Below are 23,208 nucleotides of genomic sequence, written 5' to 3' on the forward strand. Positions count from 1 at the left end.
TGTGCCACCTGCAGCTTGAACCACTCGTCGTACCGATTGCTCATAAAAACACCCCGAAGGTTGGATAGGGTGTCCAACTTTCGGGGTGCAGTTCAAAAGGTTCGTGGGGTCTTTTCTCTTCTGGCTTCCCGCTTCCAGGCGCGAGGCGCCGCTCTTCCAGCTCCCGGGGATAGCGCGGGGTTGCCCCGAACGACGAGACGCGCCATAAGGGGGATTCCTGCCGCGAGGAGTCACCCATGAGCGTCCTGCTGTCCTGGCCCATCCACCTGCTCAAGGCCTTCCGGCAGAGCATCGCCTACCTGCCCTCCCTGCTGGCATTGGCCTATGCCCTGCTGAGCCTCGTCGCGCTGCTGCTGCCAATCTCCGACGACCGGCTGCCGGCCCTGCTCACGATGCTGGGCCTGGAGGCGCCGGAAGAGACCCGCGCCCTGCTCGCCGCGCTGCTCGGCGGCATGATCTCGCTGATGGTGTTCAGCTTCTCCATGGTCATGTCGGTGCTCTCGCAGGCCGGCGGGCAGTTCTCCCACAAGCTGGTGTTCGGCCTGATCTCGGAGCGCCCCCACCAGTGGGTGCTGGGCCACTACCTGGGCACCATCCTCTTCACCCTGATGCTGCTGATGGTCCCGGATGTTGCCGAGGGCCAGGCTACCTGGCGGTCGCTGGCGATCTACCTGGCCTGCGCCATGGTGATCCACTGCCTGGCGCTGTTCGTCTACTTCATCCACAACGCCTCTCAGTCGATCCAGGTCGACGCCGTGGCCGCCGACCTGCACCAGTCGACGCTCGCCTCCCTGCAGGCGCTGCAGTCCCGCCAGCAGGGCAAGGAGTGGCGCATCCTGGCCGTCGCCCCGTCGTCGGGCCATCGCCAGCATGCCGTGCATGCCCGCCGCGCCGGCTACCTGCAGAACGCCGATCTCACCGCCCTGGCCGAACTGGCGCGCCGTGTCGACGGCGTCGTGCACCTTCACTTCCGCTTCGGGGACTACGTGGTGGAGGGGCTGCCGATCCTCTCGCTGGAGGCCGCGGCGGCCCCCGAGGCGAGCTGGTGCGACGAGGTCCGGGCCACCCTGACCTACGTGGAGGGAGAGTCGATCACCGAGCACCATGTGTTCGGCATGACCCAGTTGATGGAGGTCGCCCTGAAGGCGCTCTCGCCGGGCATCAACGACCCCGGGACCGCCCGCCTCTGCCTGCATCGCCTGACCGACCTGCTGCGCCGGCGCCTGGAGTGGCGGCCCTGCGATGCGCTCTTCGACCAGGACGGGCACTGCCGGGTGACCTGGCAGGTAGAGGACTTCGAGAGCCTGCTCTACCGGCTCTTCCAGCCCATCCTGCATTACGGCAGGGACGACCTGAGCATCGGCCTCGGGGTGCTCAAGGCCCTGAAGACCCTCTCGCTGTTCGCCGAGCAGAAGGATCTCGAGACCCTCCAGGCCCATGCCGACCGGGTGGTGGAGACGCTGTCCCAGGCGGCGAGCCACCCGCTGGACCGGCGCTTCGTCTCGGCGCGCCTGGACGACGGCATTCATCAGCTATCGCTCCCGGCTGCGCTCCCTGACCGTCAGGAGGCCTGATCACCGCCTGCCGGCGTCAGTAGAGCTTGGGCTCGCCTGGCGGGCGGGTCTTGAAGCGCCGGTGCAGCCACAGGTACTGCTCCGGGTGACGGCGGATCGCCGCCTCGATCACCGCGTTGATGCGGGTGGCATCGGCCACCTCGTCGCCGCTGGGGAAGCCCTCCAGCGGCGGCAGGTACTCCAGGGTGTAGGTGCGGTCATCCGGGTTGCGGTGGAAGATCAGCGGGATCACCGGGGCACCGGTCATGCGCGCGATGCGCGCGGTCATCCGCACCGTGGCGGCCGGGATGCCGAAGAAGGGGGCGAAGACGCTGGCATCGCGGCCGAAGTCCTGGTCCGGGGAGTACCAGACGCCGTGCCCGGCCTTGATACGACGCACCACGCCGCGCAGGTCGTGACGGTCGAGGACCGCATCGAAGTAGGGGGTCCGGGCGCGGGACATGAAGCGGTCGAAGAGCGGGTTGTCATGGGGCCGCTGTACGGCGTCGGCGCGGAAGTAGAGCGCATGCAGGGCGGCCCCCAGGTCCAGGGTGGAGAAGTGAATGCCGAGGATCAGCGCCCCCCTCCCCTCGGCCTGCAACCGGGCCCGGTGCTGCTGCCCCAGGAAGGTGACGCGGTGGCGCAGGTGCTCGGGATCGCGGCACCAGCCGGTGGCCGTCTCGACGATGCCGATGCCATTGGCAATAAAGGTCTCCCTGACCAGCCGGCGTTGCCGGGGCTCGTCGAGGTCGGGAAAGCAGAGGCGGATATTGGTCTCGGTGATATGGCGTCGACGCCTGGCGAGGCGCCAGGCGGCAAGGCCGATCCCCCGGCCGACCCACAGCTTCAGCCGCCAGGGCAGCCAGGCCACGACATGCATGGCGACGATGGCCAGCCAGGTCGGCCAGTAGCGCGGATGGGCGAAGGGGGTCTGCGGGGTGTCGTCCCTGGACATGCGGCTTCCCGTGGTGCGGCGATCAGTCCGCCCCATGATACCGCCTGGGCACCCTCGGCAGCACCCCGGTAAGCAGGGTGTAGCTGATGGTGTCGCAATGGCGGGCCACCTCATCCACCGACAGCAGCGCACCGTTCGCGGCGCGTCCCCAGAGCACTACCTCACTGCCGATGCCGGCCTCGGGAAGGTCGGTGAGGTCCACCGTCAGCATGTCCATGGAGACCTTGCCGGCGATGGCCGTGCGCTGCCCATCGACCAGCACCGGGGTGCCGTCGACCGCGTGCCGGTCATAGCCGTCGCCGTAGCCACAGGCGACCACGCCGATCCGCGAGGGGCGTGGCGCCCTCCAGCGCCCCGCATAGCCCACCGGCTCGCCCGGGGCGAGTTCGCGCACGGCGATGATCGCGGAGCGCAGGGTCATCACCGGCGCCAGGCGACGGCTCGCCTCGTTGGAGGCTTCCAGCGGGTCGCTGCCGTAGAGCATCACCCCCGGACGGTTCCAGGCGCCATGCGCCTCGGGCCAGGCCAGGGTGGCGGGGGAGTTGGCGAGACAGGTGGGGGCCTCGAGCCGGATCGCCAGGTCGTCGAGCAGCTCGAGCTGGCGACGGAAGTAGCCGGGTTCCAGGGCGTCGGCGGTGGCGAAGTGGCTCATCAGGTGCAGGTCGCAGGCGCGGTCGGGCGCCGCGACGAGACGCGCCCAGACCGCCTCGGCCTGTTCCGGCGGGAAGCCCAGCCGGTGCATGCCCGAGTCCACCTTGACCCACACCGGGATGGGTCGCGCGGGGCGATAGGCGAGCAGCGCCTCCAGTTGCCAGTCGGTGTGCACCGCGATCCACAGCCCCAGCGCCTCGACCCGCTCGAGCTCGGCGGCCTCGAAGATGCCCTCGAGCAGCACGATGGGCGCCGTGATGCCCCCCTCGCGCAGGATCTGCGCCTCCTCGAGGCAGGCCACGGCAAAGGCCGGCGCCAGCCCCTCGAGTGCCCGGGCACAGGCCACGGCGCCATGACCATAGGCATCCGCCTTGATCACGGCGACGGCGCGGCTGTGGGGGGCCTGGTCACGGGCCAGGCGATAGTTGTGACGCAGGGCGTCGAGGTCGATGTCGGCGATCAGCGGCCGGGCCATGGTCGGGGTCCTGGAGCGTCGATGGGAAACGCAACGATTATCCCCCAAAGAGGAGCCGATTTCACGGCACGACCAACTAGCAAGAGTGCTTGTGGCGGGATAAACGCCAGATAAAGGGGCATGTTGACGGGGCGATCATCTGCCCGTCATGAGGGAATGACATGACGGTGCCGGAGGCGCCTCCTCCGGCACACGGCATCACTCGAAGATGGCATCCAGCGAGAGGCCCTGCTTGTCGAGCATGCGGCGCAGCTTCTTGAGCGCCTCCACCTGGATCTGGCGGACCCGCTCGCGCGTCAGCCCGATCTCCTCACCGACCTGCTCGAGGGTCGCGGCCTCGTGGCCACGCAGGCCGAAGCGGCGCACCACCACCTCCATCTGCTTCTCGGTGAGCTCGGCCAGCCACTCGTCGACATGCTGGCGCACGTCGCCGTCCACCAGGGTGGATTCCGGGCCCTGGTCGTTGTCGTCGGCCAGGGTCTCGATCAGCGGCTTGTCGCTCTCGCTGCCCATCGGGTAGTCGACGGAAGAGACCCGCTCGTTGAGACCCATCATCTTCTTGACCGTCTCCACCGGCTTGTCGAGGTAGTCGGCGACCTCCTCGGCGGTGGCCTCGTGGTCCAGCTTCTGGGTCAGCTCGCGGGCCGCCCGCAGGTAGATGTTGAGTTCCTTGACCACATGGATCGGCAGGCGGATGGTGCGAGTCTGGTTCATCAGCGCCCGCTCGATGGTCTGGCGGATCCACCAGGTAGCGTAGGTGGAGAAGCGGAAGCCCCGCTCGGGGTCGAACTTCTCCACTGCGCGGATCAGGCCCAGGTTGCCCTCCTCGATCAGGTCGAGCAGGGTAAGGCCTCGGTTGAGATAGCGCCGGGCGATCTTCACCACCAGGCGCAGGTTCGACTCGATCATCCGCGAGCGGCCCAGGGGATCCCCCTTGCGCGCCAGGCGGCCGAAGTAGACCTCTTCCTCCGGCGTCAGCAGCGGCGAGAAGCCGATCTCGTTGAGATAGATCTGGGTGGCATCGAGGCTGTGACGGTGATGGCGATCCTCGCGACTCAGAGCCTTCTCGAAGGCCTCCTCGTCGCCGACCACCGCCTCCTCCTCGTCCTCGATCTCCTCCCGCTCCAGCTCATCCTCAGCCTCGACAGCGTCATCGTCCGCCTCGTCGGCGGAGGCCAGATTCACATCCTGAAGGTCCCGTTCAAGCATGCTCATCGATTGCTACCCCATGGTTGCGACCGGGCGTCGTGGGTCCATGGCCGGACGATCGACGCGCGAAGTTATTATTGTGCGGCACCCCGTCATGGATCCGATGCGCGCCGACCGTCGGGGTCAGCGGGCCGGCAGGAACTCGAGGGGGTCCTGAGGCTGGCCGTCCTTGCGCACCTCGAAATGCAGCCTGACGTCCTCGGCATCGCTGTCGCCCATGGTGGCGATGACCTCGCCGGCCTCGACCACATCGTTCTCCTTGACGTTCAGGGTGTCGTTGTGGGCATAGGCACTCAGGAACTGGTCGTTGTGCTTGAGCAGGATCAGGTTGCCGTAGCCCCTGACGCCGCTGCCCGCATAGACCACAATTCCCGGGCCGGCTGCCTTCACAGGTTGCCCCTTTTGACCGGCGATATCAATGCCGGCGGTGATGCTTCCCCCCTGGCCGAACTGGCCGACCACGTCGCCCGCCACCGGCCACTGCCAGGGCACTTCATCCACCGGGGTATAGCTGCGTCCGGCACGCTGCTCGGAGGCCGGCTCGCCGGCGACCGAGGTCCCGGCATCGGCGCCGGCGTCGTCCGTCTCGGTGGACGCTCGGGCGACCTGGGTGGCCTCGTCCTCGGCCGCTGCGTCGGGCGCGTCGCTCGGTTCGGGAACGCTCTCCGCCTCTGCCGCACCGGCGGCCTGCTGCTGCGCGTCTTCCGCCTCCGCGCGCGCGGCCAGTTCCCGCCGTTCGGCGAGGTCACGCTCGCTCAGGCTGCCATCCGCTCCCGGGCTGTCGTAGCTGTAGACCGGGCCCGGTCCCTGGTCGGCGCCCGAGACGGCATCGGCGCTCTCCATGGCCACCTGGCTGGGCCCCTGGGACGCGTCGTCCGCCGCCTGGCGCTCGGCCGAGAGGCGACGGTTGCGCTCGATGGCGCTCTCGTCGGGCATCAGCCAGTCGAGCTCCTCGTCACTGCCGGACGCCTCGCCGCCGAGGCCCGTGGCCACGACCCCACGGCCGCCGGACGCGCCTTCGCCGCCGTCCTGGCCGGAAGCCGCGGTGGCGCGCCCCTCGCCGCCCAGCACCAGCTGCTGGCCGGGCTCGATGCGGTAGGGGGGAGAGATGCGGTTGAGACGCGCCAGGTCGCGGTAGTCCATGTCATGGCGCCAGGCGATGCCGTAGAGCGTGTCGCCGGCTTCCACGGTGTATTCTCCGGGCGTCGAGTCAGCCCGGCTGGCCGACAGGTCGCGGACCTGCACCGGGCCACTCTCGCCCTGCTGGGCGGCACAGCCGGCCAGCGCCAGGGCCAGGCCGGAAATCAGAAATACCTTATGCATCGGAGCCTTCCTCCTTGTCAGCACCTTGTCGGGAACCGGATGTGGCAGGCCGGTTGGCTCGGGCGATCAGTAGCACCAGGGCCGCGCCGGCCAGCATCAGGGCCACCACCGCCGGCAGCCGGGCAGGGTCGCCGGTCAGCTCGGCGAAGTCGGCCGGGGTCAGGTAACGGTAGTCGAGGGGGATCATCTGGCCCTCGGCACCCAGCTGGTAGCGTACCAGCTCGCGCCACGGCCAGAGTACCGGCAGCGAGCCGATGATGAAGCCGACCAGCAGCTGCAGGGTCGCGGTATGGTGGTGGCGCAGCAGCCAGGAGAGCAGCCGCGAGAAGCCGAACAGCCCGACCAGGCAGCCCGCCCCGAACAGCCCGATCAACCCCAGGTCGAAGCTGCGGATGCCCTGCATCACCGTGCCGTAGAGGCCCATGGTCAGCAGCAGGAAGCTGCCCGACACGCCGGGCAGCAGCAGGGCACTGATGGCGATGGCCCCGCCCACCACCAGCACCAGGTCGGGACTGCCGAGCCGGGTGACCAGCGGCATCAGCGACGGCAGGCCGTGGGCGAGCAGCAGGCCACCGGCCAGCGGCAGCAGGTGCCACCACTTCCAGTCGGCCGGGTGGCGGCTGACGACCACCGCCGATGCCGCCACCAGGCCGAAGAAGAAGCCGTTGAGCAGCTGGGGGAAATCGTCCATCAGCCAGACGACGAGGTGGGCCACACTGACCAGGCTGATGGCGATGCCGGCCAGCAGCGGGAGCACGAAGGCCAGGTTGAGGTGTGCCGCCAGCAGCGGCAGGCCGCCGCGTCGCCAGGCGACGAAGGCGCTGGGACCAAACTGCTTGATGCTGTGGATCAGCTCCTCGTAGATGCCGGTGACGAAGGCGATGGTGCCGCCGGAGACGCCTGGCACCGCATCGGCGGCCCCCATGCCGGCGCCCCTGAGGAAGATACCGAGATGACGCTTCAACAGCGGACTCCTTTCATCGAATGACGCCTTCCAGCAGCGGCACGAAGCGCACCGCCTCCAGCCGCTGTGTCTCGAAGCCCTCGTCGCTGCGGCGCACACGGGTCAGCCATTGGCGGCCATCCGGCTCGGCCAGGGGCGTGATCAGCACCCCCCCTTCGCCGAGCTGGGCGAGCAGCGGCGCCGGCAGCTCGCTGGCACAGGCGGTGAGCAGGATCACCTCGAAGGGCGCCTCCTCCGGCCAGCCATGTCCCCCGTCGGCGAGGCGCAGCCGGGTATTGCGGACCTCGAGCAGGCGCAGGCGGCCGCCGGCACGACGGTGCAGGGCATTGATCCGTTCCACCGACCAGAGTTCCTTCACCAGGCGCGACAGCACCAGGGTCTGGTAGCCGGAGCCGGTCCCCACCTCCAGCACCCGGGACGGCGCCTCCTGGATCACCAGCTCGGTCATGCGCGCCACCATCCACGGCTGGGAGAGGGTCTGGCCATGGCCGATGGGCAGCGAGGTGTCCTCGTAGGCACGATGCGCCAGGGCCTCGTCCAGGAAGAGATGGCGCGGCTCCCGGGCCATCACCTCCAGCACCCGCGGGTCGCGGATCCCCTGGTCGGCCAGACGGCCGACCATGCGGTCCCGGGTTCGCTGCGATGTCATGCCGACACCGCGCAGCAGATCAGGTGAGTGCATCCAGCCAGTCCTGCACGTCGTCGCGCGCCGCATGCCGGGTCAGGTCGGTCTGCAGCGGCGTGATGGAAACATAGCCGGCCTCGATGGCGGCGAAGTCGGTGTCCGGGCCATCGTCGGCGTTCTCGCCCACGGCGGCGATCCAGTAGCGCAGCCGGCCCCTCGGGTCCCGCACCTCCAGGGGGCGGGCCGCCGGGCCGCGATAGCCCAGCCGGGTGACCCGAAAGCCCTGGATCTCACTCCACGGCAGGTCCGGCACATTGACGTTGAGCAGGCTGCGCGGCGGCAGCGAGAGCTGCTCGGCCGCCCCGACCAGGCTCGCCGCCACCCGCCCCGCGGTCTCGAAGTGGCGCGAGCCCACCAGCGACATGGCGATGGCCGCCATGCCCAGGTTGCGCCCCTCCATGGCGGCGGCCACGGTGCCGGAGTAGAGCACGTCGTCGCCGAGGTTGCCACCGTGGTTGATGCCCGAGATCACCAGGTCCGGCCGCTCGTCCCAGACGCCGTTGACCCCCAGGTAGACGCTGTCCGCGGGGGTACCGTCGACGCTGTAGAAGCCGTTGTCGAGCGAGGCGAGCGCCAGCGGCCGGCTCAGGGTGAGGGAGTTGCTGGCCCCGCTCTTGTCGCGGTCCGGCGCGACGACACGCAGCCGGGCATGGGGGAGCAGGGCATCATGGAGGGCGCGCAGTCCCGGGGCATGCACCCCGTCGTCATTGGAGAGCAGCAGTCGACGCATCACAGGCTCCTGTCGGGGGAAGGGGCCCCCAGAGAGGGATGGGAGATCAGTTCGCGCAGCACGGCGGTAGCGAAGGCCCCCCGCGGCAGGCTGAAGGCCAGCCAGAGCTCCTCGTCGCCCCGCATCAGTCGCGGCTCGCCCAGGCGCAGCCGCAGTGCCCGGCGGGCCAGGCGGACGCCGGCGCGCTCCAGCCCGCCGCACAGGCCCGGGTAGCGCGCGGCCAGGGCGGCCTCGTGGGCCCGGGCCGCGCCGGTGGCGCGCGACTCGCCGACGCCCCACAGCACCCCGGCGGGGTGCAGGTCGAGGCGCCGGGCCCGCTCGATGAGCCCGGCGAGCTCGGCGGCGTCGTCGGGCGCGACGTCGAACTGGCTGGCGCTGCCGTCGAGCATGACCACCTCGCCGGGCAGCGGTGTGGCCCAGCTGTGGTCGCGCACCCGGGCGGCCAGCAACTCGTTGAACAGGAAGCTACGGGCCGCCGAGAGCAGCATGCCCTCGCGGTCATCGCGCTTGCGCCAGCCGCGGGCCAGCACGGCCCGGGCGCGCTGCAGGTTGCGGCCGTGAGGGCCGAAACGCTGGGGGCCGAAATAGTTGGCAACGCCCGCGTCGCACAGACGCTGCCAGCGCGCCTCGAGCGCCGGGTCGGCCACGGCGGCCCCGGTGATCCGCAGGCGGAAGCGGTTGGCCCGGTGCACGCCGCGCTTGAGCTTGCGCGGATGGCGGGCCTGGTCGAGGACCCGGATGCCCCGTTCGGCGAGTCGCGCCGCGAGCCCCTCGGGGGCCTCGCGGCCGGGCAGCTGCACGGAAAGCCATTGGCGGGTCACGGCGATGCGGTCCTTCATTCCCGAATAGCCGACCTCCCGCGGCGAGACCTCGCAGAGCCGGGCCAGCTCGCGGGCGACCATCGCGGTGGTCAGGTCACGCTTCTCGATGAACAGCCAGAGGTGCTCGCCCTCCCCTTCCGGGGCGAAGTCGAGGACCTCCTCGACCCGGAAGTCCTCGGGCACGGCGCGATAGTCGCCGGATGACGGCGCACCGAACTCGCCCTCCAGCACCCGTGGCCAGGACGGCGGCCAGTCGATGGTATCCTGGACGCCGGGGGAGCCGACCTCACTCACCGGCCGCCTCCCCGTCGCGGCGCACCAGCAGCGCCACCGCCTCGGCGGCGATGCCCTCCCCGCGGCCGGTGAAGCCGAGCCGTTCGGTGGTGGTGGCCTTGACGTTGACCGCGCCCCGGGCGACGCCCAGGTCCTCGGCAATATGCCCGGCCATGGTGTCGATATGCGGCGCCATCTTCGGCGCCTGGGCGATCAGCGTGGCGTCCAGATTGCCGACCCGGTAGCCGGCCTCATCCACAAGCCCGGCGACATGGCGCAGCAGGGCACGGCTGTCGGCGCCGGCCCAGGTCGGGTCGGTGTCGGGAAAGTGGCGGCCGATGTCGCCAAGCGCGCAGGCACCCAGCAGGGCGTCGCAGACCGCGTGCAGCAGCACATCGCCGTCGGAGTGGGCGATGAAGCCGCGGTCGAAGGGAATGGCGACGCCGCCGACCATCAGGTGGTCGCCCTCGCCGAAGCGGTGGACATCGAAGCCGTGGCCGATTCGCATCATGCGCGTTTCATGCTCCCTTTCATGCTCCCTTCGTCCCGTGCGGGGACGCCTCGGGGTGGGTCGCCGAGGACGTCTGGGCGGCCAGCGCCTGGGCCGACAGCACCAGTTCGGCCAGGGCCAGGTCCTCGGGATGGGTGATCTTGAGGTTGTCACGACGTCCGCCGACCAGCCGCGGCGAGAGGCCTGCCGCCTCCACCGCCGAGGCCTCGTCGGTGACGGCCACACCCCGCGCCAGCGCATCCTTCAGGGCGCGGCGCAGCAGCCCATGGCGGAAGCCCTGGGGCGTATAGGCATGCCAGAGCCCCTCGCGGGGCTCGGTGGCCCGCACCCGCCCGGCGCCGTCGTCGCGCTTCATGGTATCGGCCACCGGGGCCGCCAGCAGCCCGCCCACGGGGTCGTCGGCGATGGCCGCCAGCAGGCGCCTCAGGTCGTCGACGGTGACGCAGGGCCGGGCGACGTCATGGACCAGCACCAGGTCGTCCTCTTCGGCCTCCGGGGCGATGGCCTCCAGGGCGTTGACCACCGAGTCGACCCGCTCGGCCCCGCCCGGCGCCCGCCGCCAGTCGGCGAAGGGCACCCAGGCCGGGTCGAAGTGGCCATCGTCGGCGTCCAGGCAGAGGCAGAGCCGGGCCTCGGGGAAGGCCGCGTGGAGGCGCGCCAGGGTGCGAGCCAGCACCGGCCGGCCGGCAAGCGGCAGGTACTGCTTGGGGCGGTCGGCGCCCATGCGTCGCCCCTGCCCCGCGGCGGGCACCACCAGCCACAGGCGGCCGCTCACTGGCCTCCCTCCGCGCCGGATGCCGGCGTACCCAGCAGGCCGGCATTGACCTCGAGGCCGGTGGTCTCCACCGCGACGCCGGGCACCCAGAAGAACTGCTCGTCGGTGCGCACCATGCCGATATCGCTGCGGGCCCGCTCCTCGATGGCGTCGAGGCCGGTCTTGAGGTCCACCACCTCGGCGGCCAGGCGCGCATTGCGGTCGCGCAGCGGCTGATTCTCCTCCTCCAGCACGGCCACGCGCTGGCGCACCTCGGCGAGCTCGCGCATGCCGCCTTCGCCGAGCCACAGCCGGTACTGCAGCAGCGCGAGCAGGATGATGAGCACGATGGCCAGCCACTTGAGCATGCAGGGAGTCCGTCTCGAGGTTGTCGATGGCGGGCATTATGCCAGTTTCGCCGCCCGCCGGCAGGACCTCGACGGCATTGGTCTCGGCGCCAGGCGGTAACCCGGGCCGGCGCCCCCGTCAGCCCTCCCGGAAGGGCAGCGCCGCCTCCGCCGCCCGGCAGTAGGCCTCGACATGGGCCCGCTCCTCGGCGCAGAAGCGCGCCACGGCGTCGCGCAGGCGCGGGTCGGCGATATGGTGCAGCGAGGTGAGCCGGCACGGGGCGAAGCCCCGGGAGAGCTTGTGCTCGCCCTGGGTCCCGGGATCGAAGAGGGTCAGCCCGCGCGCCAGGCAGTGCTCGATGCCCTGGTAGTAGCAGGCCTCGAAGTGCAGGCAATCGGCCAGCACCTCGCTGCCCCAGTAGCGCCCGTAGAGGGTCCGGGTGCCCTGCAGGCAGAGCGCGGCGGCCACCGGGATACCATCGCGACGGGCCTGGATCAGCAGCAGTGCCTCGGGCAGGGTGCGGCGCAGGCGCTCGAAGAAGTCGAGGCCGAGGTAGCCGTGGCGACCGCGCTCCAGGTAGGTGATCTCGTAGCAGCGGAAGAAGTGGGCCATCGCCGCCGCGTCGATGGCCTCGCCCTCCAGGCGATGCAGGGTCAGGCCCTGATCGGCCACCAGGCGCCGCTCGCGGCGGATCGCCTTGCGCCGCTTCGCGGTCAGGGCGGCCAGGAAGCCCTCGAAGTCGCCATAGCCGCGATCGCGCCACTGGAACTGCACGCCCTGGCGTGCCAGCAGGGACGGACAGGCCGCCTGCCAGGCCTCGACCTCGGCCGGCTCGGCGAACAGCAGGTGCCAGCTCGAAAGCTCGCTTTCCTCCCAGGCCCGGGCCAGCACCCGGCGGGCGGCCAGGGGGTCGAGGTGCGGCGCCAGGGCCAGGCGCGGCCCGGGGGCCGGGGTGCAGGGGATCGCCGAGAGCCCCTTGGGGTAGTAGTCGCCCCCGGCGCGCTCCCAGGCTTCGGCCCAGCCCCAGTCGAAGACGTATTCGCCGAAGGAGTGGTGCTTGTGGTAGTGCGGCAGGACGCCGACCAGCGCCTCGCCCTGCCAGAGGGTCAGGTGGCGGGGCACCCAGCCGGTGGCGGGGCTCACCGCCCCGCTGGCCTCCAGGGCATGCAGGAACTCGTGGCGCAGGAAGGGGTGGTCGTCGCCGACCAGCGCATTCCAGGCCGCGGCCGGCACCGCCTCGATGGCGGACACTTCGCTCAGGACCAGCTCCGACATGGGGTCTCCCGGGGAAAGAGGGGGGCGGCGGCTGACAAGCCACCGGCATTGCGCCTACATTGTGCGCAGACCCTTCCGCCGATGCCACCACTGACCAGGGAGACGCGCATGGCCGACGCCCGCGCCCTGCAGGCGCGCCTGGACCAGCAGCGCCACGCCTTCGCCGCCGAGCCCTTCCCCTCGGCGGCGACCCGCCGCGACCGCCTCGCCCGCCTGGCGAGCATGACCCGCCACCATCGCGACGAAATCAGCCAGGCGATCCGCCAGGACTTCGGCCACCGCGCCGAGGCCGAGACGCGCCTGGCGGAGGTCGTCCCGCTGCTGATGGCCATCCGCCACACCCGGCGCCACCTGAAACGCTGGATGGCGCCCCGCCGCGCCGCGGTGCCCTGGCGCCTGCTGCCGGGCAAGGCGCGCATCCACCGCCAGCCGCTGGGGGTCGTGGGCATCATCGCCCCGGCCAACTACCCCTGGAGCCTGGCGCTGATGCCGGCGGTGGATGCGCTGGCCGCCGGCAACCGGGTGATGATCAAGCCCAGCGAGCAAACCCCCACCACCAGCGCCCTGCTGGCCCGGCTGGTCGAGCGGTACTTCGCGCCCGAGGAGCTGCACGTGGTCACCGGCGAGGCCGACACCGCCCGGGCCTTCGCCGCCCTGCCCTTCGATCACCTGCTGTTCACCGGCAGCCCTGGGGTGGGACGCGAGGTGGCCCGTGCCGCGGCGGCCAACCTGACGCCGGTCACCCTGGAGCTCGGCGGCAAGGCCCCGGCCATCGTCGCCGAGGATGCCGACCTGGCGCATGCCGCCCGGCGCATCGCCTTCGGCAAGTGGCTCAACGCCGGCCGGACCTGCATCGCCCCGGACCATGTGCTGGTCGATGCGGCACGCCTGCCGGCCTTCATCGAGGCGATCCGCGCGGTGGTCAAGGAGTTCTATCCGCAGGGCACCGCCAGCGACGACTACTCGGCGGTGCCCGGCGACGCCTCCCGCAGCCGCCTCGAGCACCTGCTCGACGAGGCCCGCGACCACGGCTGCCGGGTGATCGAGCTCGGCGAGCGCCTGACACTCAGCCACGGCACCAAGCTGCCGCCCACCCTGGTGGTCGACCCCACCGCGAGCCTTTCGATCATGCGGGAGGAGGTCTTCGGCCCCTGGCTACCGGTGATCGGCGTGCGCGACTTCGACGCCGCCCTGGCCCGGGTCGCCGAGGGGCCTCGTCCCCTGGCGCTCTACGCCTTCACCGACGACCCCACCCGCCGCCGACGCCTGCTGGAGCAGACCCGCTCGGGCGGCATGGTCTTCAACGACACCCTGTGGCACTACGTGGTGCCTGCCTTGCCCTTCGGCGGCATCGGCGAGAGCGGCATGGGGGCCTACCAGGGCGAGACCGGCTTTCTGCGCTTCACCCACCAGCGCAGCGTCTTCCTGCAGGCACGCCGCAACGCCGTGGGGCTGCTCGACCCGCCCTGGCGTCGCTGGAGGCTGCGCCTGCTGGGCCTGTGAGCCGGGCGCTCGGCTCCAAAAATAGCGGTAATAAAACTACAAATATTGCCAGCTACCGGGTAGCATGGCCGAATAACCGGACACTTTATTGGTAAGTTTACAAGCCACCCGACACTCGATTCCGAGGTGACCCATGGCCAGCACGACCCCCGCCCTCAACCCCACCGTTGCCGACGTCACCCGCCGCATCCGGGAACGCTCCAGTGAGCGCCGCGCCCTCTACGAGAGCCGCATGGCCGACCAGCACCGCCGCGGCGTGCACCGGGGCGAGCTCTCCTGCGGCAACCTGGCCCACGGCTTCGCGGCCTGCGGCGAGACGGACAAGAATTCGCTGAAGCTGATGAATTCGGCCAACCTCGGCATCATCTCCGCCTACAACGACATGCTCTCGGCCCACCAGCCGCTGGAGACCTTCCCCGAGACCATCAAGGCCGCCGCCCGCGCCATGGGCTCCACCGCCCAGTTCGCCGGCGGCGTGCCGGCCATGTGCGACGGCGTCACCCAGGGCCAGCCGGGCATGGAGCTGTCGCTGTTCTCCCGCGATGTCATCGCCATGGCCACCGCCGTGGGCCTCTCCCACAACATGTTCGACGCCGCGCTCTACCTCGGCGTCTGCGACAAGATCGTCCCGGGGCTGTTCATCGCCGCGGCGCGCTTCGGCCACCTGCCGGCCATGTTCGTGCCGGCGGGCCCGATGCCCAGCGGCCTGCCCAACAAGGAGAAGGCGCGCATCCGCCAGCTCTTCGCCGAGGGCAAGGCGAGCCGCGAGGACCTGCTCGAGGCCGAATCGCAGTCCTACCACAGCCCCGGCACCTGCACCTTCTACGGCACCGCCAACTCCAACCAGCTGATGATGGAGATGATGGGCCTGCACCTGCCGGGCACCTCCTTCGTCAACCCCGGCACCGAGATGCGCGAGGCGCTGACCCGCTACGCCACCGAGCAGGCGGTGCGCAATACCGAGGCCGGCGGCGACTACCGCCCCTTCTACAAGCAGATCGACGAGCGCGCCATCGTCAATGCCATCGTCGGCCTGCTCGCCTCCGGCGGCTCCACCAACCACACCCTGCACCTGGTGGCCATGGCCGCCGCTGCCGGCCTGACCATCACCTGGGAGGACTTCACCGACCTCTCTGCGGTCACACCGAGCCTGATGCAGGTCTATCCCAACGGCCAGGCCGACATCAACCACTTCCAGGCCGCCGGCGGCATGAGCTACCTGTTCCGCGAGCTGCTCGCGGCGGGCCTGATCCATGGGGACATCCCCACGGTGTTCGGCACCGACCTGACCGCCTACACCCGGGAGCCTTTCCTGGAGGAGGGCAAGCTGACGTGGCGCGAAGGCCCCGAGAAGAGCCTCGACGAGGAGGTGCTGCGCGGCGTGGCGGCGCCCTTCGCGCCTACCGGCGGGCTCACCGTGCTCGACGGCAACCTGGGCCGCGGGGTGATCAAGGTCTCGGCGGTGAAGCCCGAGCACCGCGTGGTCGAGGCGCCAATCCGCATCTTCGAGGACCAGAACGACCTCAAGGGCGCCTTCGAGGCCGGCGACCTGGACCGCGACGTGATCGCCGTGGTGCGCTTCCAGGGCCCCAAGGCCAACGGCATGCCCGAGCTGCACAAGCTGACGCCCTACCTCGGCGTGCTGCAGGATCGGGGCTACAAGGTGGCGCTGGTCACCGACGGGCGCATGTCCGGCGCCTCCGGCAAGGTCCCGGCGGCCATCCATATCAGCCCCGAGGCGCTGGACGGCGGACCGCTCGCCAAGCTGCGCAACGGCGACATCGTGCGCCTGGATGCCGACAGCGGCAGCCTCGAGGTCAAGATCGATGCCCATGAGTGGGCCGAGCGCGAGCTGCGGGTCGGCGATCTGGACCACTATCACGTGGGCCTGGGACGCGAGCTGTTCGGCGGCTTCCGCCACCTGGCCATGCGCGGCGAGGACGGGGCCGGGGTGTTCGGCGGCTTCGAGGCCGACGACCTGGCGCGCCAGGAGGGCCAGATCCACGACGAGGACGCCTGAATGACGCGCCCGGCCCTGATCGGCGACATCGGGGGCACCAACGCCCGCTTCGCCCTGGTGACCCCGGGCGCCTTCGCGCCCCACGACATCCTGACCCTGCCCTGCGCCGACTACCCGGGCCTGGTCGAGGCGGTGCGCGACTACCTGGCCCGGGTCGGGGCGGTGGACGAGCACGCGCCCCGCGAGGCCTGCCTGGCCTTCGCCTGCCCGATCCGCGGCGACCGGGTGAGCATGACCAACAACCACTGGACCTTCTCCCGGGAGGCGGTCCAGCAGACGCTGGGGCTCGACCTCTTCAAGGTCATCAACGACTTCACCGCCCAGGCGCTGGGCGTCCCTCACGTGGCCGACGGCGACCTGGTGGACGTGCAACGCGGCGAGGCGGTCCCCCACGCCGCCCGGCTGGTGATCGGCCCGGGGACCGGGCTGGGCGTGGCCGGGCTCTTTCCCGGGCGACACGCCTGGATCCCGCTGGCCACCGAGGGCGGCCACGTGACCTTCGCGCCCACCGACGAGCGCGAGCAGAACCTGTTGCGCCACTTCCGCAACCGCTACGGCCGCGTCTCGGTGGAACGCATCCTCTGTGGCCAGGGGCTGCTCGACCTCTACCTGGCCCACTGCTCGCTCAAGGGCGCCCCGCCGCGCCATGCCAGCCCCGCCGAGGTCACCCGGGCGGCGGCGGGCGGCGACGGCGTGGCCCGTGATACCCTGCTGCGGTTCCTGAAGATCCTCGGCGACGTCTGCGGCGATGCCGCCCTGACCATGGGGGCCCGCGGCGGGGTCGCGCTATGCGGCGGCATCCTCCCGCGGCTGCTCAAGTGGCTGCCGGAGAGCCGCTTCCTTGAGGCGTTCAACGCCAAGGGACGCATGAGCGCCTATACCCGGGCCATCCCGGTCCAGGTGGTCACCGCGCCCTGGACGGGCCTGCTGGGTGCCGCCGAGGCCCTGCACAATGAAGAGGTCGAATGAATCGACCGAAGAGGTCGAATAACTCGACGCAAGAGGCCAAATGATGATTCCACAGAGTCTGCGAACCCTGATCGACGAGACCCGCGGCCAGCGCCGTGCCGAGTGGGCCGGCCGCGAGGTGTGGCTGGCCAATGAAGCCTGGGGAGAGCTGGCGGTCTCGCTGCAGGGGGCGCAGGTCCTGCATTTTCGCCCCGCGGGAGCTGACGGCGACTGGCTGTGGGTAACGCCCACGCCCCAGGCCCTGCCGGGGGCGATCCGCGGCGGCATCCCGCTGTGCTGGCCCTGGTTCGCCGACGAGAACACCGCCGACGAGTCCCCGGACCGCTCCGGCCCCATGCATGGCCCGGCGCGCAAGGCCCCATGGCGGCTGGATGCCGTGGACGAGCACGAGGAGGGCGTGGAGCTGCACCTCTCCCCCGAGGAGCGCCTGCATGGCCAGCTGGTGCCACGCGCGGTCATCCAGGCCAATGCCCGGCGCCTGCACGTGGAGCTGATCACCGAGCATGTCGGGGAGACGCCGGTGAAGATCACCGGGGCCCTGCACAGCTACCTGGCGGTCGCCGATGCCTTCGCCTGCCGCGTCGAGGGTCTGGCCGGCGCCACCTACCTGGACAAGCTGGCCGACTTCGCCGAGCGCGACCAGCAGGGCGAGCTGGGCGTGCGCGGCGCGCTGGACCGCATCTACCGCAGCAATGCCGAGCTGTGCCTCGACGACGGCACCCGCCGCCTGAGGATCGCCCGCCAGGGCAGCGATTCCGCCGTGGTCTGGCATCCCGGCGATGCGCCCCCCGGGGACACCTCGAGCGAGGCCGCCCGCCACTTCCTGTGCATCGAGTCGGCCAATACCCGGCTCGACCCGGTGTGGCTGGTCCCCGGCGCCCAGCACCTGCTGGGCACCACCCTGAGCCGTGAGGAGGGAGCGACCCCATGACCCCCGTGATCAGCTTCGGCGAGGCCCTCGTCGACCTGCTTTCCAGCCGCCTCGGCGACACGCCGGGCGTCGCTGCGGATGCCCCGGAGACCTTCACGCCCTATGCCGGCGGCGCCCCCGCCAACGTGGCCGTGGCCTGCGCCCGCCTGGGCGTGCCCAGCCGCTTCCTCGGCATGCTCGGCGAGGACCATTTCGGGGACTTCCTGGCCGCCGAGCTGGCTGCCCATGGCGTGGACACCTCCGGCGTGGTGCGCACCCGCGAGGCACGCACGGCGCTGGCCTTCGTCTCCCGCGATGCCGAGGGCGAGCGCACCTTCGACTTCTATCGCCCGCCCGCCGCGGACCTCCTCTATCGGCTGGAGCACCTGCCCGCCGGCGTCTTCGCCGACCCGGCCATCGTGCACTTCTGCAGCAACAGCCTGACCGAGCCGGAGATCGCCGAGACCACCCTGGCCATGGCCGAGATGGCCCGCCGCGCCGGCTGCCTGGTGAGCCTGGATGCCAACCTGCGCCACAACCTCTGGGAAGGCGGGGCCGCTGACATCAGCCTGGTCACCCGGCTGCTCGACGCCGCCGACCTGCTCAAGCTCTCGACGGACGAGCTCGACGACCTGCGTGCCGACCACCCCCGGGAGGGCTGGCTGGCCGAACGCTTCGCCGCCGGGGTCAAGGTCGCGGTGATCACCGACGGTCCGGGCGAGGTGATGCTGAAGGGGGTCGGGCTGGACGAGCGAGTCACACCGCCCCGGGTCGAGGCGGTGGACACCACGGCGGGCGGCGACGCCTTCATCGGCGGCCTGCTCGCCGAGCTCGCCGAGTTCACCGCCGACAAGGGCCTCGACGGCGACTGGCACCGGGACACGGCCTTCCTGCGCCGCGCCGTGGAGATCGCCAGTCGCTGCGGCGCCCATGCCGTGACGCGCCCCGGCGCCTACGCCGCCCTGCCGGATCGCGACGACCTGGCACGCCTGCGCACCTGAGCTTATTCGACTCGCCTCCTTGCACCCCGGGCCGGCCTTGCCGGCCCGGGGTCTTCGCGTGTTCACCCAGGGCCCTGAGCCAAAAAAGCCCCGGCGGGGCCGGGGCAAGGGACAGCTACCAGCTGTCGAGAGAGCACAGGGTTGCCGACGCGGGCAAAGCGGTCAGTGGTGGAAGCGCTCCGCCGCCTCGCGGGCCAGCGAGCGGATGGCGTCCCAGTCCTCGGCATCGATCAGCGACTTCGGCGTGAGCCAGGAGCCGCCCACGCACATCACGTTCTTGAGCGCCAGGTAGTCCTCGGCATTGTTGATGCCGATCCCGCCGGTGGGACAGAAGCGCGCCTCGGGGATCGGGCCGGCGAAGGCCTTGAGGGCCTTGACGCCGCCGCTGGCCTCGGCAGGGAAGAACTTGAAGCGGCGATAGCCGTACTGCCAGCCGGTCATCAGCTCGGAGACGGTCGCCACCCCCGGCAGCATCGGCACCGGGCTGGTGACCCCGTAGCGGTAGAGCGCCTCGGTGGTGCCGGGGGTCACCACGAAGTCGGCCCCCACCTCCTCGGCCTGGCGATACTGGGCCGGTGTCAGCACCGTGCCCACACCGATGCTGGCCTGGGGCAGCGCCTCATTGATGCGCTTGATCGCCTCCAGGGCACAGTCGGTGCGCAGGGTGATCTCGAGCACGGTGAGGCCGCCCTCGAAGAGGGCGCGGGCCAGGGGCACGGCATCCTCGATGCGCTGGATGGCCAGCACCGGGATCACCTCGGCCTTGAGGCAGATGCTGTCCAGTTCGGTGGTGCGGGTCGAGGGCAGCTGCTTTTCGATGGTCATGTCGGTCTCCAGAAGCTCAAGGGGCCCAGTAGGTGGCCAGCGGACAGGCCAGGAAGGCGCGAATCGGCAGTTCGCGGACGTCGTCGCCGGACAGCGCCCGGGCCAGTACGGCGCGCTTGTCGCCGCCGGTGATGTGCAGCACATGACGGCGGGCCTGATGCAGGCGGTCGGCGCTGAGGGTGATGCGCGGCTGGGGCTGGCTCGGCGTGCGCACCGCCACCGCCGGGGCCTCGGTGGAAAGCGCCAGGGACAGTTCCTGGCTGTCGGGGAACAGCGAGGCGGTGTGGCCGTCGCCACCCATGCCGAGGATCACCACGCTGGCCGGCCAGGCCAGCCCGGTGACCCGCTCGGCCACCGCCGCAGCACCCTGCTCGGGCGTGGCATCGGCGGTGGTCAACGGCACGAAGGTGGCGGCGGCGGCCGGCCCCTGCAGCAGGTGGGCGCGTACCAGGCGGGCATTGCTGTCCTCGGCGTCCTCGGCCACCCAGCGCTCGTCGGCCAGGGTCACCTGGACGCGCTCCCAGGGCAGCTCGCAGGCCGCCAGGGCCGCGAAGAAGGGCACCGGTGTGGAGCCCCCCGAGACCACCAGCAGGGCGTTCTCCTGACGGGCCAGGTCGGCGCGCAGCGCCTCGGCCACGGCCTCGACCAGTTGCCGGGAGAGCTGTTCGCGGGGCGTGGGTGTCGTGTCGGTCATCTCAGTAGTCCTCATACCAGCGGCGGCTGCCCTGGGTGATCATGGCGGTCGCGAGAGAGCCGCCACCGGGCCCCGGGGGCCGCTCGCCGTGCCTCAGTAGTCTTCATACCAGCTCCGCCCATCCTGGGTGATCATGGCGATGGAGGCCACAGGCCCCCAGGAGCCGGCCGGATAGCGCCGGGGCGGCTCGTCGCGGTCGGCCCAGGCGGCGACCAGGCTGTCGCACCATTGCCAGGCATGCTCGACCTCGTCGCGGCGCACGAAGAGGTACTGCTGCCCCTTCATGACCTCGAGCAGCAGCCGCTCGTAGGCATCCGGGATGCGGGTCTTGGGGAAGGCGCTGTTGAAGTCCAGGTGCAGCGGGCCGCGGCGCAGGCGCATGCCCTTGTCCAGGCCGCTGTCCTTGGTCAGCACTTCCAGGGCGATGCCCTCCTCCGGCTGCAGGCGGATCACCAGCTTGTTGGCGGCGAGCCCACGCTGGTCGGGGTCGAAGATGTAGTGCGGCTGCTGACGGAAATGGATGATGATCTGCGAGAGCTTCTCCGGCATGCGCTTGCCGGTGCGCAGGTAGAAGGGCACGCCGGCCCAGCGCCAGTTGGCCACGCCGGTCTTCATGGCCACGAAGGTCTCGGTGTGGCTCTCGGTGTTGGCCCCCTCCTCCTCCAGGTAGCCCGGCACGGCCTGGCCATCCGTGGTGCCGGCCATGTACTGGCCTCGGACCACGTCGCGGCCCAGCATGTCGTCGGTGAAGGGCTTGAGCGCCTTGAGCACCTTGACCTTCTCGTCGCGGATGGCGTCGGCATCCAGGTTGGCCGGCGGGTCCATGGCGATCAGGCAGACCAGCTGCAGCAGGTGGTTCTGCACCATGTCGCGCAGCTGCCCGGCCTCGTCGAAGTAGCCCCAGCGCCCCTCGATGCCGACCTTCTCGGCCACGGTGATCTCCACGTGGGAGATATGGTTCTGGTTCCACTGGGTGCCGAACAGCGGGTTGGCGAAGCGCAGCGCGATGAGGTTCTGCACCGTCTCCTTGCCCAGGTAGTGGTCGATGCGATAGACCCGTGACTCGGGGAAGACCGCACCGATGGCATCGTTGATCTCGGCGGAGGAGTCGAGGTCGAAGCCGATGGGCTTCTCGACCACCACCCGGCTCTGCTCGTCGAGGCTGCCGCTGGCCTCGAGGTGGCGGCAGATGTCGCCGTAGATCTTGGCGCCCACCGAGAGGTAGACCACCATGGGGCGCAGCAGGCCCTGCTGTCGCCACTCGCGGATGCCGGCGTAGCCCTCGGGACGGGTGAAGTCGAGCTGCAGGAAGTCCAGGCGGGCCAGGAAGCGCCTGAGCACGGACTTGTCGAGCTCCTCGGCCTTGACGTGGGTCTTGAGCGCCGTCTCGACCCGGGCCTTGAAGGCCTCGCGGTCGAGCTCCTGGCGCGCCAGGCCCAGCAGGCGGGTGCTGGCGTCCAGCAGGCCCTCGCGGTCGAGCTGGTAGAGCGCCGGATAGAGCTTGCGCTGGGCCAGGTCGCCCAGGGCACCGAACAGCGCCAGGTCGATTTCCGTGCTGCCGACGTCGGTGGGCCTGGCCTCGTCGGCTCGTTTGCGTTGTCTCATGTCCGCCCCATCTGGTTAACTTACCTAAAAAGTAGCGCATGCAGGCCGAGGCTTGCAAACTATTTATGTAAGTTTACAACATTCTTCGCTGGCCGTTGCCGCGTCCCCGGCTACCGCCTTTGCGCACTCCCCAGCATAGCCAGCATAATGTAGTTAAATCACCACATCACCCGTGTTTCACTCCCCGCGCCGTCGATGGCGCCCCGTCGTCACGGAGACTTCATCGCCCATGGTCCGACACGATCTGCTCGACCGCATCCGCCGGCAGCTCGACGAGCTCAACCGTTCCGAACGCAAGGTGGCCGACGTCATCCTGGCCGACCCGGCCTCGGCCACCAGCATGAGCATCGCCACCCTGGCCCAGCTGGCCTCGGTCAGCGAGCCCACGGTCAACCGCTTCTGCCGCAGCTTCGAGGCCAAGGGCTACCCGGACTTCAAGATCAAGCTGGCCCAGAGCCTGGCCGGCGGCACCCCCTACGTCAGCCAGGCGGTGGAACCCGGCGACTCCGCCGCCGAGTACACCAACAAGATCTTCGGGGCCACCATCGCCGCCCTGGACCTGGCCCGCCGCGAGGTGACCCCGGAGCGCATCGAGCGCGTGGTCGACTACCTGATCCAGGCCAGGCAGCTGCACTTCTTCGGCCTGGGGGCCTCCGGGGCAGTGGCCCAGGATGCCCAGCACAAGTTCTTCCGCTTCAACCTGCCGGTCACCGCCTATGTGGACGTGCTGATGCAGCGCATGGTGGCGGCGGCCTGCCACACCGGCGACGTGGTGGTGGTGCTCTCCTGGACCGGGCGCACCCGTGACCTGGTGGACATCGCGCGACTGGCGCGGGAGAACGGCGCCGTGGTGCTCGGCATCACCGCTCCCGACTCGCCGCTGGCTGCCGAGTGCACCGAGACCCTGGAGGTCGCCACCCCGGAGGACACCGACTACTACATGCCGATGACCTCGCGGATGATCCAGCTCGCGCTGATCGATGTCCTGGCCACCGGGGTGACCCTGCGTCGCGGCGAGGACTTCCTGCCCCACCTCAAGAAGATCAAGGACAGCCTGCAGCCGACACGCTACCCCGCCGGCGGGCGCGACGACCAGTCCTGAGACGCCTTCCGACTTGCCAGGCCGGCGCCGAGCCACAACAATGGCCAGCCTA

22 protein-coding genes are annotated in these 23,208 nt (G+C 70.6%); 7 read left to right on the forward strand and 15 right to left on the reverse strand.

What is annotated here, in order from left to right; all coding sequences use genetic code 11:
* Positions 1-236 precede the first annotated feature (236 nt).
* Positions 237-1,574, forward strand: coding sequence for a DUF2254 domain-containing protein (locus tag DFP85_RS11760; protein WP_133636458.1), 1,338 nt, complete (start codon positions 237-239; stop codon positions 1,572-1,574).
* 16 nt (positions 1,575-1,590) lie between these two features.
* Here DFP85_RS11760 and lpxL read toward each other — a convergent pair whose 3' ends face one another.
* From lpxL to DFP85_RS11820, 12 genes are all read right to left on the reverse strand, one after another.
* A complete protein-coding gene (gene lpxL, locus DFP85_RS11765; protein ID WP_133636459.1) occupies positions 1,591-2,508 on the reverse strand; it encodes an LpxL/LpxP family Kdo(2)-lipid IV(A) lauroyl/palmitoleoyl acyltransferase in 918 nt (305 codons plus the stop codon).
* 22 nt (positions 2,509-2,530) lie between these two features.
* Positions 2,531-3,634: an alanine racemase gene (gene alr / locus DFP85_RS11770; protein WP_133636460.1), complete on the reverse strand. Its 1,104-nt coding sequence runs from the start codon at positions 3,632-3,634 to the stop codon at positions 2,531-2,533.
* A 198-nt stretch (positions 3,635-3,832) separates the two neighbouring features.
* The gene (gene rpoS / locus DFP85_RS11775) at positions 3,833-4,849 is read right to left on the reverse strand and encodes an RNA polymerase sigma factor RpoS (protein ID WP_133636461.1); all 1,017 of its coding nucleotides are present in this window, start codon (positions 4,847-4,849) and stop codon (positions 3,833-3,835) included.
* A 117-nt stretch (positions 4,850-4,966) separates the two neighbouring features.
* On the reverse strand, positions 4,967-6,166 hold the full coding sequence (locus tag DFP85_RS11780) for a peptidoglycan DD-metalloendopeptidase family protein (protein ID WP_133636462.1): 1,200 nt from the start codon (positions 6,164-6,166) through the stop codon (positions 4,967-4,969).
* The gene (locus tag DFP85_RS11785) at positions 6,159-7,133 is read right to left on the reverse strand and encodes a DUF368 domain-containing protein (protein ID WP_133636549.1); all 975 of its coding nucleotides are present in this window, start codon (positions 7,131-7,133) and stop codon (positions 6,159-6,161) included. The genes DFP85_RS11780 and DFP85_RS11785 overlap by 8 nt, the downstream gene beginning before the upstream one ends.
* 10 nt (positions 7,134-7,143) lie before the next feature.
* Positions 7,144-7,812: a protein-L-isoaspartate(D-aspartate) O-methyltransferase gene (locus DFP85_RS11790; protein WP_133636463.1), complete on the reverse strand. Its 669-nt coding sequence runs from the start codon at positions 7,810-7,812 to the stop codon at positions 7,144-7,146.
* On the reverse strand, positions 7,799-8,545 hold the full coding sequence (surE, locus tag DFP85_RS11795) for a 5'/3'-nucleotidase SurE (RefSeq protein ID WP_133636464.1): 747 nt from the start codon (positions 8,543-8,545) through the stop codon (positions 7,799-7,801). Before surE ends, DFP85_RS11790 begins: the two co-directional genes overlap by 14 nt.
* Complete coding sequence (truD, locus tag DFP85_RS11800) at positions 8,545-9,660, reverse strand: tRNA pseudouridine(13) synthase TruD (RefSeq protein WP_243737283.1); 1,116 nt, start codon at positions 9,658-9,660, stop codon at positions 8,545-8,547. Before truD ends, surE begins: the two co-directional genes overlap by 1 nt.
* On the reverse strand, positions 9,653-10,147 hold the full coding sequence (ispF, locus tag DFP85_RS11805) for a 2-C-methyl-D-erythritol 2,4-cyclodiphosphate synthase (RefSeq protein WP_133636551.1): 495 nt from the start codon (positions 10,145-10,147) through the stop codon (positions 9,653-9,655). Before ispF ends, truD begins: the two co-directional genes overlap by 8 nt.
* A 22-nt stretch (positions 10,148-10,169) precedes the next feature.
* Positions 10,170-10,925, reverse strand: coding sequence for a 2-C-methyl-D-erythritol 4-phosphate cytidylyltransferase (gene ispD / locus DFP85_RS11810; RefSeq protein WP_133636465.1), 756 nt, complete (start codon positions 10,923-10,925; stop codon positions 10,170-10,172).
* A complete protein-coding gene (gene ftsB / locus DFP85_RS11815) occupies positions 10,922-11,272 on the reverse strand; it encodes a cell division protein FtsB (protein ID WP_133636466.1) in 351 nt (116 codons plus the stop codon). The genes ispD and ftsB overlap by 4 nt, the downstream gene beginning before the upstream one ends.
* Positions 11,273-11,390: 118 nt before the next feature.
* On the reverse strand, positions 11,391-12,527 hold the full coding sequence (locus DFP85_RS11820) for a GNAT family N-acetyltransferase (RefSeq protein ID WP_133636467.1): 1,137 nt from the start codon (positions 12,525-12,527) through the stop codon (positions 11,391-11,393).
* 108 nt (positions 12,528-12,635) lie between these two features.
* On the opposite strand from DFP85_RS11820, the gene DFP85_RS11825 reads away from it, so the two are divergent.
* The 5 genes from DFP85_RS11825 to DFP85_RS11845 all read left to right on the forward strand — a co-directional run bounded on the left by DFP85_RS11825 (position 12,636) and on the right by DFP85_RS11845 (position 18,930).
* Positions 12,636-14,030 carry a coniferyl aldehyde dehydrogenase gene (locus DFP85_RS11825; RefSeq protein ID WP_133636468.1) on the forward strand — a complete coding sequence of 465 codons (1,395 nt, stop codon included), beginning with the start codon at positions 12,636-12,638 and terminating at the stop codon, positions 14,028-14,030.
* 133 nt (positions 14,031-14,163) lie between these two features.
* On the forward strand, positions 14,164-16,050 hold the full coding sequence (edd, locus tag DFP85_RS11830) for a phosphogluconate dehydratase (protein WP_133636469.1): 1,887 nt from the start codon (positions 14,164-14,166) through the stop codon (positions 16,048-16,050).
* The gene (gene glk, locus DFP85_RS11835; RefSeq protein ID WP_133636470.1) at positions 16,051-17,019 is read left to right on the forward strand and encodes a glucokinase; all 969 of its coding nucleotides are present in this window, start codon (positions 16,051-16,053) and stop codon (positions 17,017-17,019) included.
* A 43-nt stretch (positions 17,020-17,062) separates the two neighbouring features.
* Positions 17,063-17,950 (forward strand): D-hexose-6-phosphate mutarotase, encoded by an 888-nt coding sequence (locus DFP85_RS11840; protein WP_133636471.1) that lies wholly within the window; start codon positions 17,063-17,065, stop codon positions 17,948-17,950.
* Positions 17,947-18,930, forward strand: coding sequence for a carbohydrate kinase family protein (locus DFP85_RS11845; protein WP_133636472.1), 984 nt, complete (start codon positions 17,947-17,949; stop codon positions 18,928-18,930). The genes DFP85_RS11840 and DFP85_RS11845 overlap by 4 nt, the downstream gene beginning before the upstream one ends.
* A gap of 162 nt (positions 18,931-19,092) precedes the next feature.
* Here DFP85_RS11845 and DFP85_RS11850 read toward each other — a convergent pair whose 3' ends face one another.
* The 3 genes from DFP85_RS11850 to zwf form a co-directional block, all read right to left on the reverse strand.
* Entirely contained in the window at positions 19,093-19,755 is a 663-nt protein-coding gene (locus tag DFP85_RS11850) for a bifunctional 4-hydroxy-2-oxoglutarate aldolase/2-dehydro-3-deoxy-phosphogluconate aldolase (protein WP_133636473.1), read from the reverse strand.
* 16 nt (positions 19,756-19,771) lie between these two features.
* A complete protein-coding gene (gene pgl / locus DFP85_RS11855; RefSeq protein WP_133636474.1) occupies positions 19,772-20,449 on the reverse strand; it encodes a 6-phosphogluconolactonase in 678 nt (225 codons plus the stop codon).
* Between the two features lie 93 nt (positions 20,450-20,542).
* Entirely contained in the window at positions 20,543-22,054 is a 1,512-nt protein-coding gene (zwf, locus tag DFP85_RS11860; protein ID WP_133636475.1) for a glucose-6-phosphate dehydrogenase, read from the reverse strand.
* 229 nt (positions 22,055-22,283) lie between these two features.
* Here zwf and DFP85_RS11865 point away from each other — a divergent pair, with 229 nt between their 5' ends.
* Complete coding sequence (locus DFP85_RS11865; RefSeq protein ID WP_133636476.1) at positions 22,284-23,156, forward strand: MurR/RpiR family transcriptional regulator; 873 nt, start codon at positions 22,284-22,286, stop codon at positions 23,154-23,156.
* Positions 23,157-23,208 lie beyond the last annotated feature (52 nt).

Origin of the sequence: Halomonas ventosae, from assembly GCF_004363555.1 — a bacterium.
GTDB classification, from domain to species: domain Bacteria; phylum Pseudomonadota; class Gammaproteobacteria; order Pseudomonadales; family Halomonadaceae; genus Halomonas; species Halomonas ventosae.

What these genes read in the sequence shown, in the direction of transcription:
- DFP85_RS11760 (WP_133636458.1), top strand. Translation starts at nt 237, where the DNA reads ATGAGCGTCCTGCTGTCCTGGCCCATCCACCTGCTCAAGGCCTTCCGG.
- lpxL (WP_133636459.1), bottom strand. Translation starts at nt 2,508, where the DNA reads ATGTCCAGGGACGACACCCCGCAGACCCCCTTCGCCCATCCGCGCTAC.
- alr (WP_133636460.1), bottom strand. Translation starts at nt 3,634, where the DNA reads ATGGCCCGGCCGCTGATCGCCGACATCGACCTCGACGCCCTGCGTCAC.
- rpoS (WP_133636461.1), bottom strand. Translation starts at nt 4,849, where the DNA reads ATGAGCATGCTTGAACGGGACCTTCAGGATGTGAATCTGGCCTCCGCC.
- DFP85_RS11780 (WP_133636462.1), bottom strand. Translation starts at nt 6,166, where the DNA reads ATGCATAAGGTATTTCTGATTTCCGGCCTGGCCCTGGCGCTGGCCGGC.
- DFP85_RS11790 (WP_133636463.1), bottom strand. Translation starts at nt 7,812, where the DNA reads ATGCACTCACCTGATCTGCTGCGCGGTGTCGGCATGACATCGCAGCGA.
- surE (WP_133636464.1), bottom strand. Translation starts at nt 8,545, where the DNA reads ATGCGTCGACTGCTGCTCTCCAATGACGACGGGGTGCATGCCCCGGGA.
- ispF (WP_133636551.1), bottom strand. Translation starts at nt 10,147, where the DNA reads ATGCGAATCGGCCACGGCTTCGATGTCCACCGCTTCGGCGAGGGCGAC.
- ftsB (WP_133636466.1), bottom strand. Translation starts at nt 11,272, where the DNA reads ATGCTCAAGTGGCTGGCCATCGTGCTCATCATCCTGCTCGCGCTGCTG.
- DFP85_RS11820 (WP_133636467.1), bottom strand. Translation starts at nt 12,527, where the DNA reads ATGTCGGAGCTGGTCCTGAGCGAAGTGTCCGCCATCGAGGCGGTGCCG.
- DFP85_RS11825 (WP_133636468.1), top strand. Translation starts at nt 12,636, where the DNA reads ATGGCCGACGCCCGCGCCCTGCAGGCGCGCCTGGACCAGCAGCGCCAC.
- edd (WP_133636469.1), top strand. Translation starts at nt 14,164, where the DNA reads ATGGCCAGCACGACCCCCGCCCTCAACCCCACCGTTGCCGACGTCACC.
- glk (WP_133636470.1), top strand. Translation starts at nt 16,051, where the DNA reads ATGACGCGCCCGGCCCTGATCGGCGACATCGGGGGCACCAACGCCCGC.
- DFP85_RS11840 (WP_133636471.1), top strand. Translation starts at nt 17,063, where the DNA reads ATGATTCCACAGAGTCTGCGAACCCTGATCGACGAGACCCGCGGCCAG.
- DFP85_RS11845 (WP_133636472.1), top strand. Translation starts at nt 17,947, where the DNA reads ATGACCCCCGTGATCAGCTTCGGCGAGGCCCTCGTCGACCTGCTTTCC.
- DFP85_RS11850 (WP_133636473.1), bottom strand. Translation starts at nt 19,755, where the DNA reads ATGACCATCGAAAAGCAGCTGCCCTCGACCCGCACCACCGAACTGGAC.
- pgl (WP_133636474.1), bottom strand. Translation starts at nt 20,449, where the DNA reads ATGACCGACACGACACCCACGCCCCGCGAACAGCTCTCCCGGCAACTG.
- zwf (WP_133636475.1), bottom strand. Translation starts at nt 22,054, where the DNA reads ATGAGACAACGCAAACGAGCCGACGAGGCCAGGCCCACCGACGTCGGC.
- DFP85_RS11865 (WP_133636476.1), top strand. Translation starts at nt 22,284, where the DNA reads ATGGTCCGACACGATCTGCTCGACCGCATCCGCCGGCAGCTCGACGAG.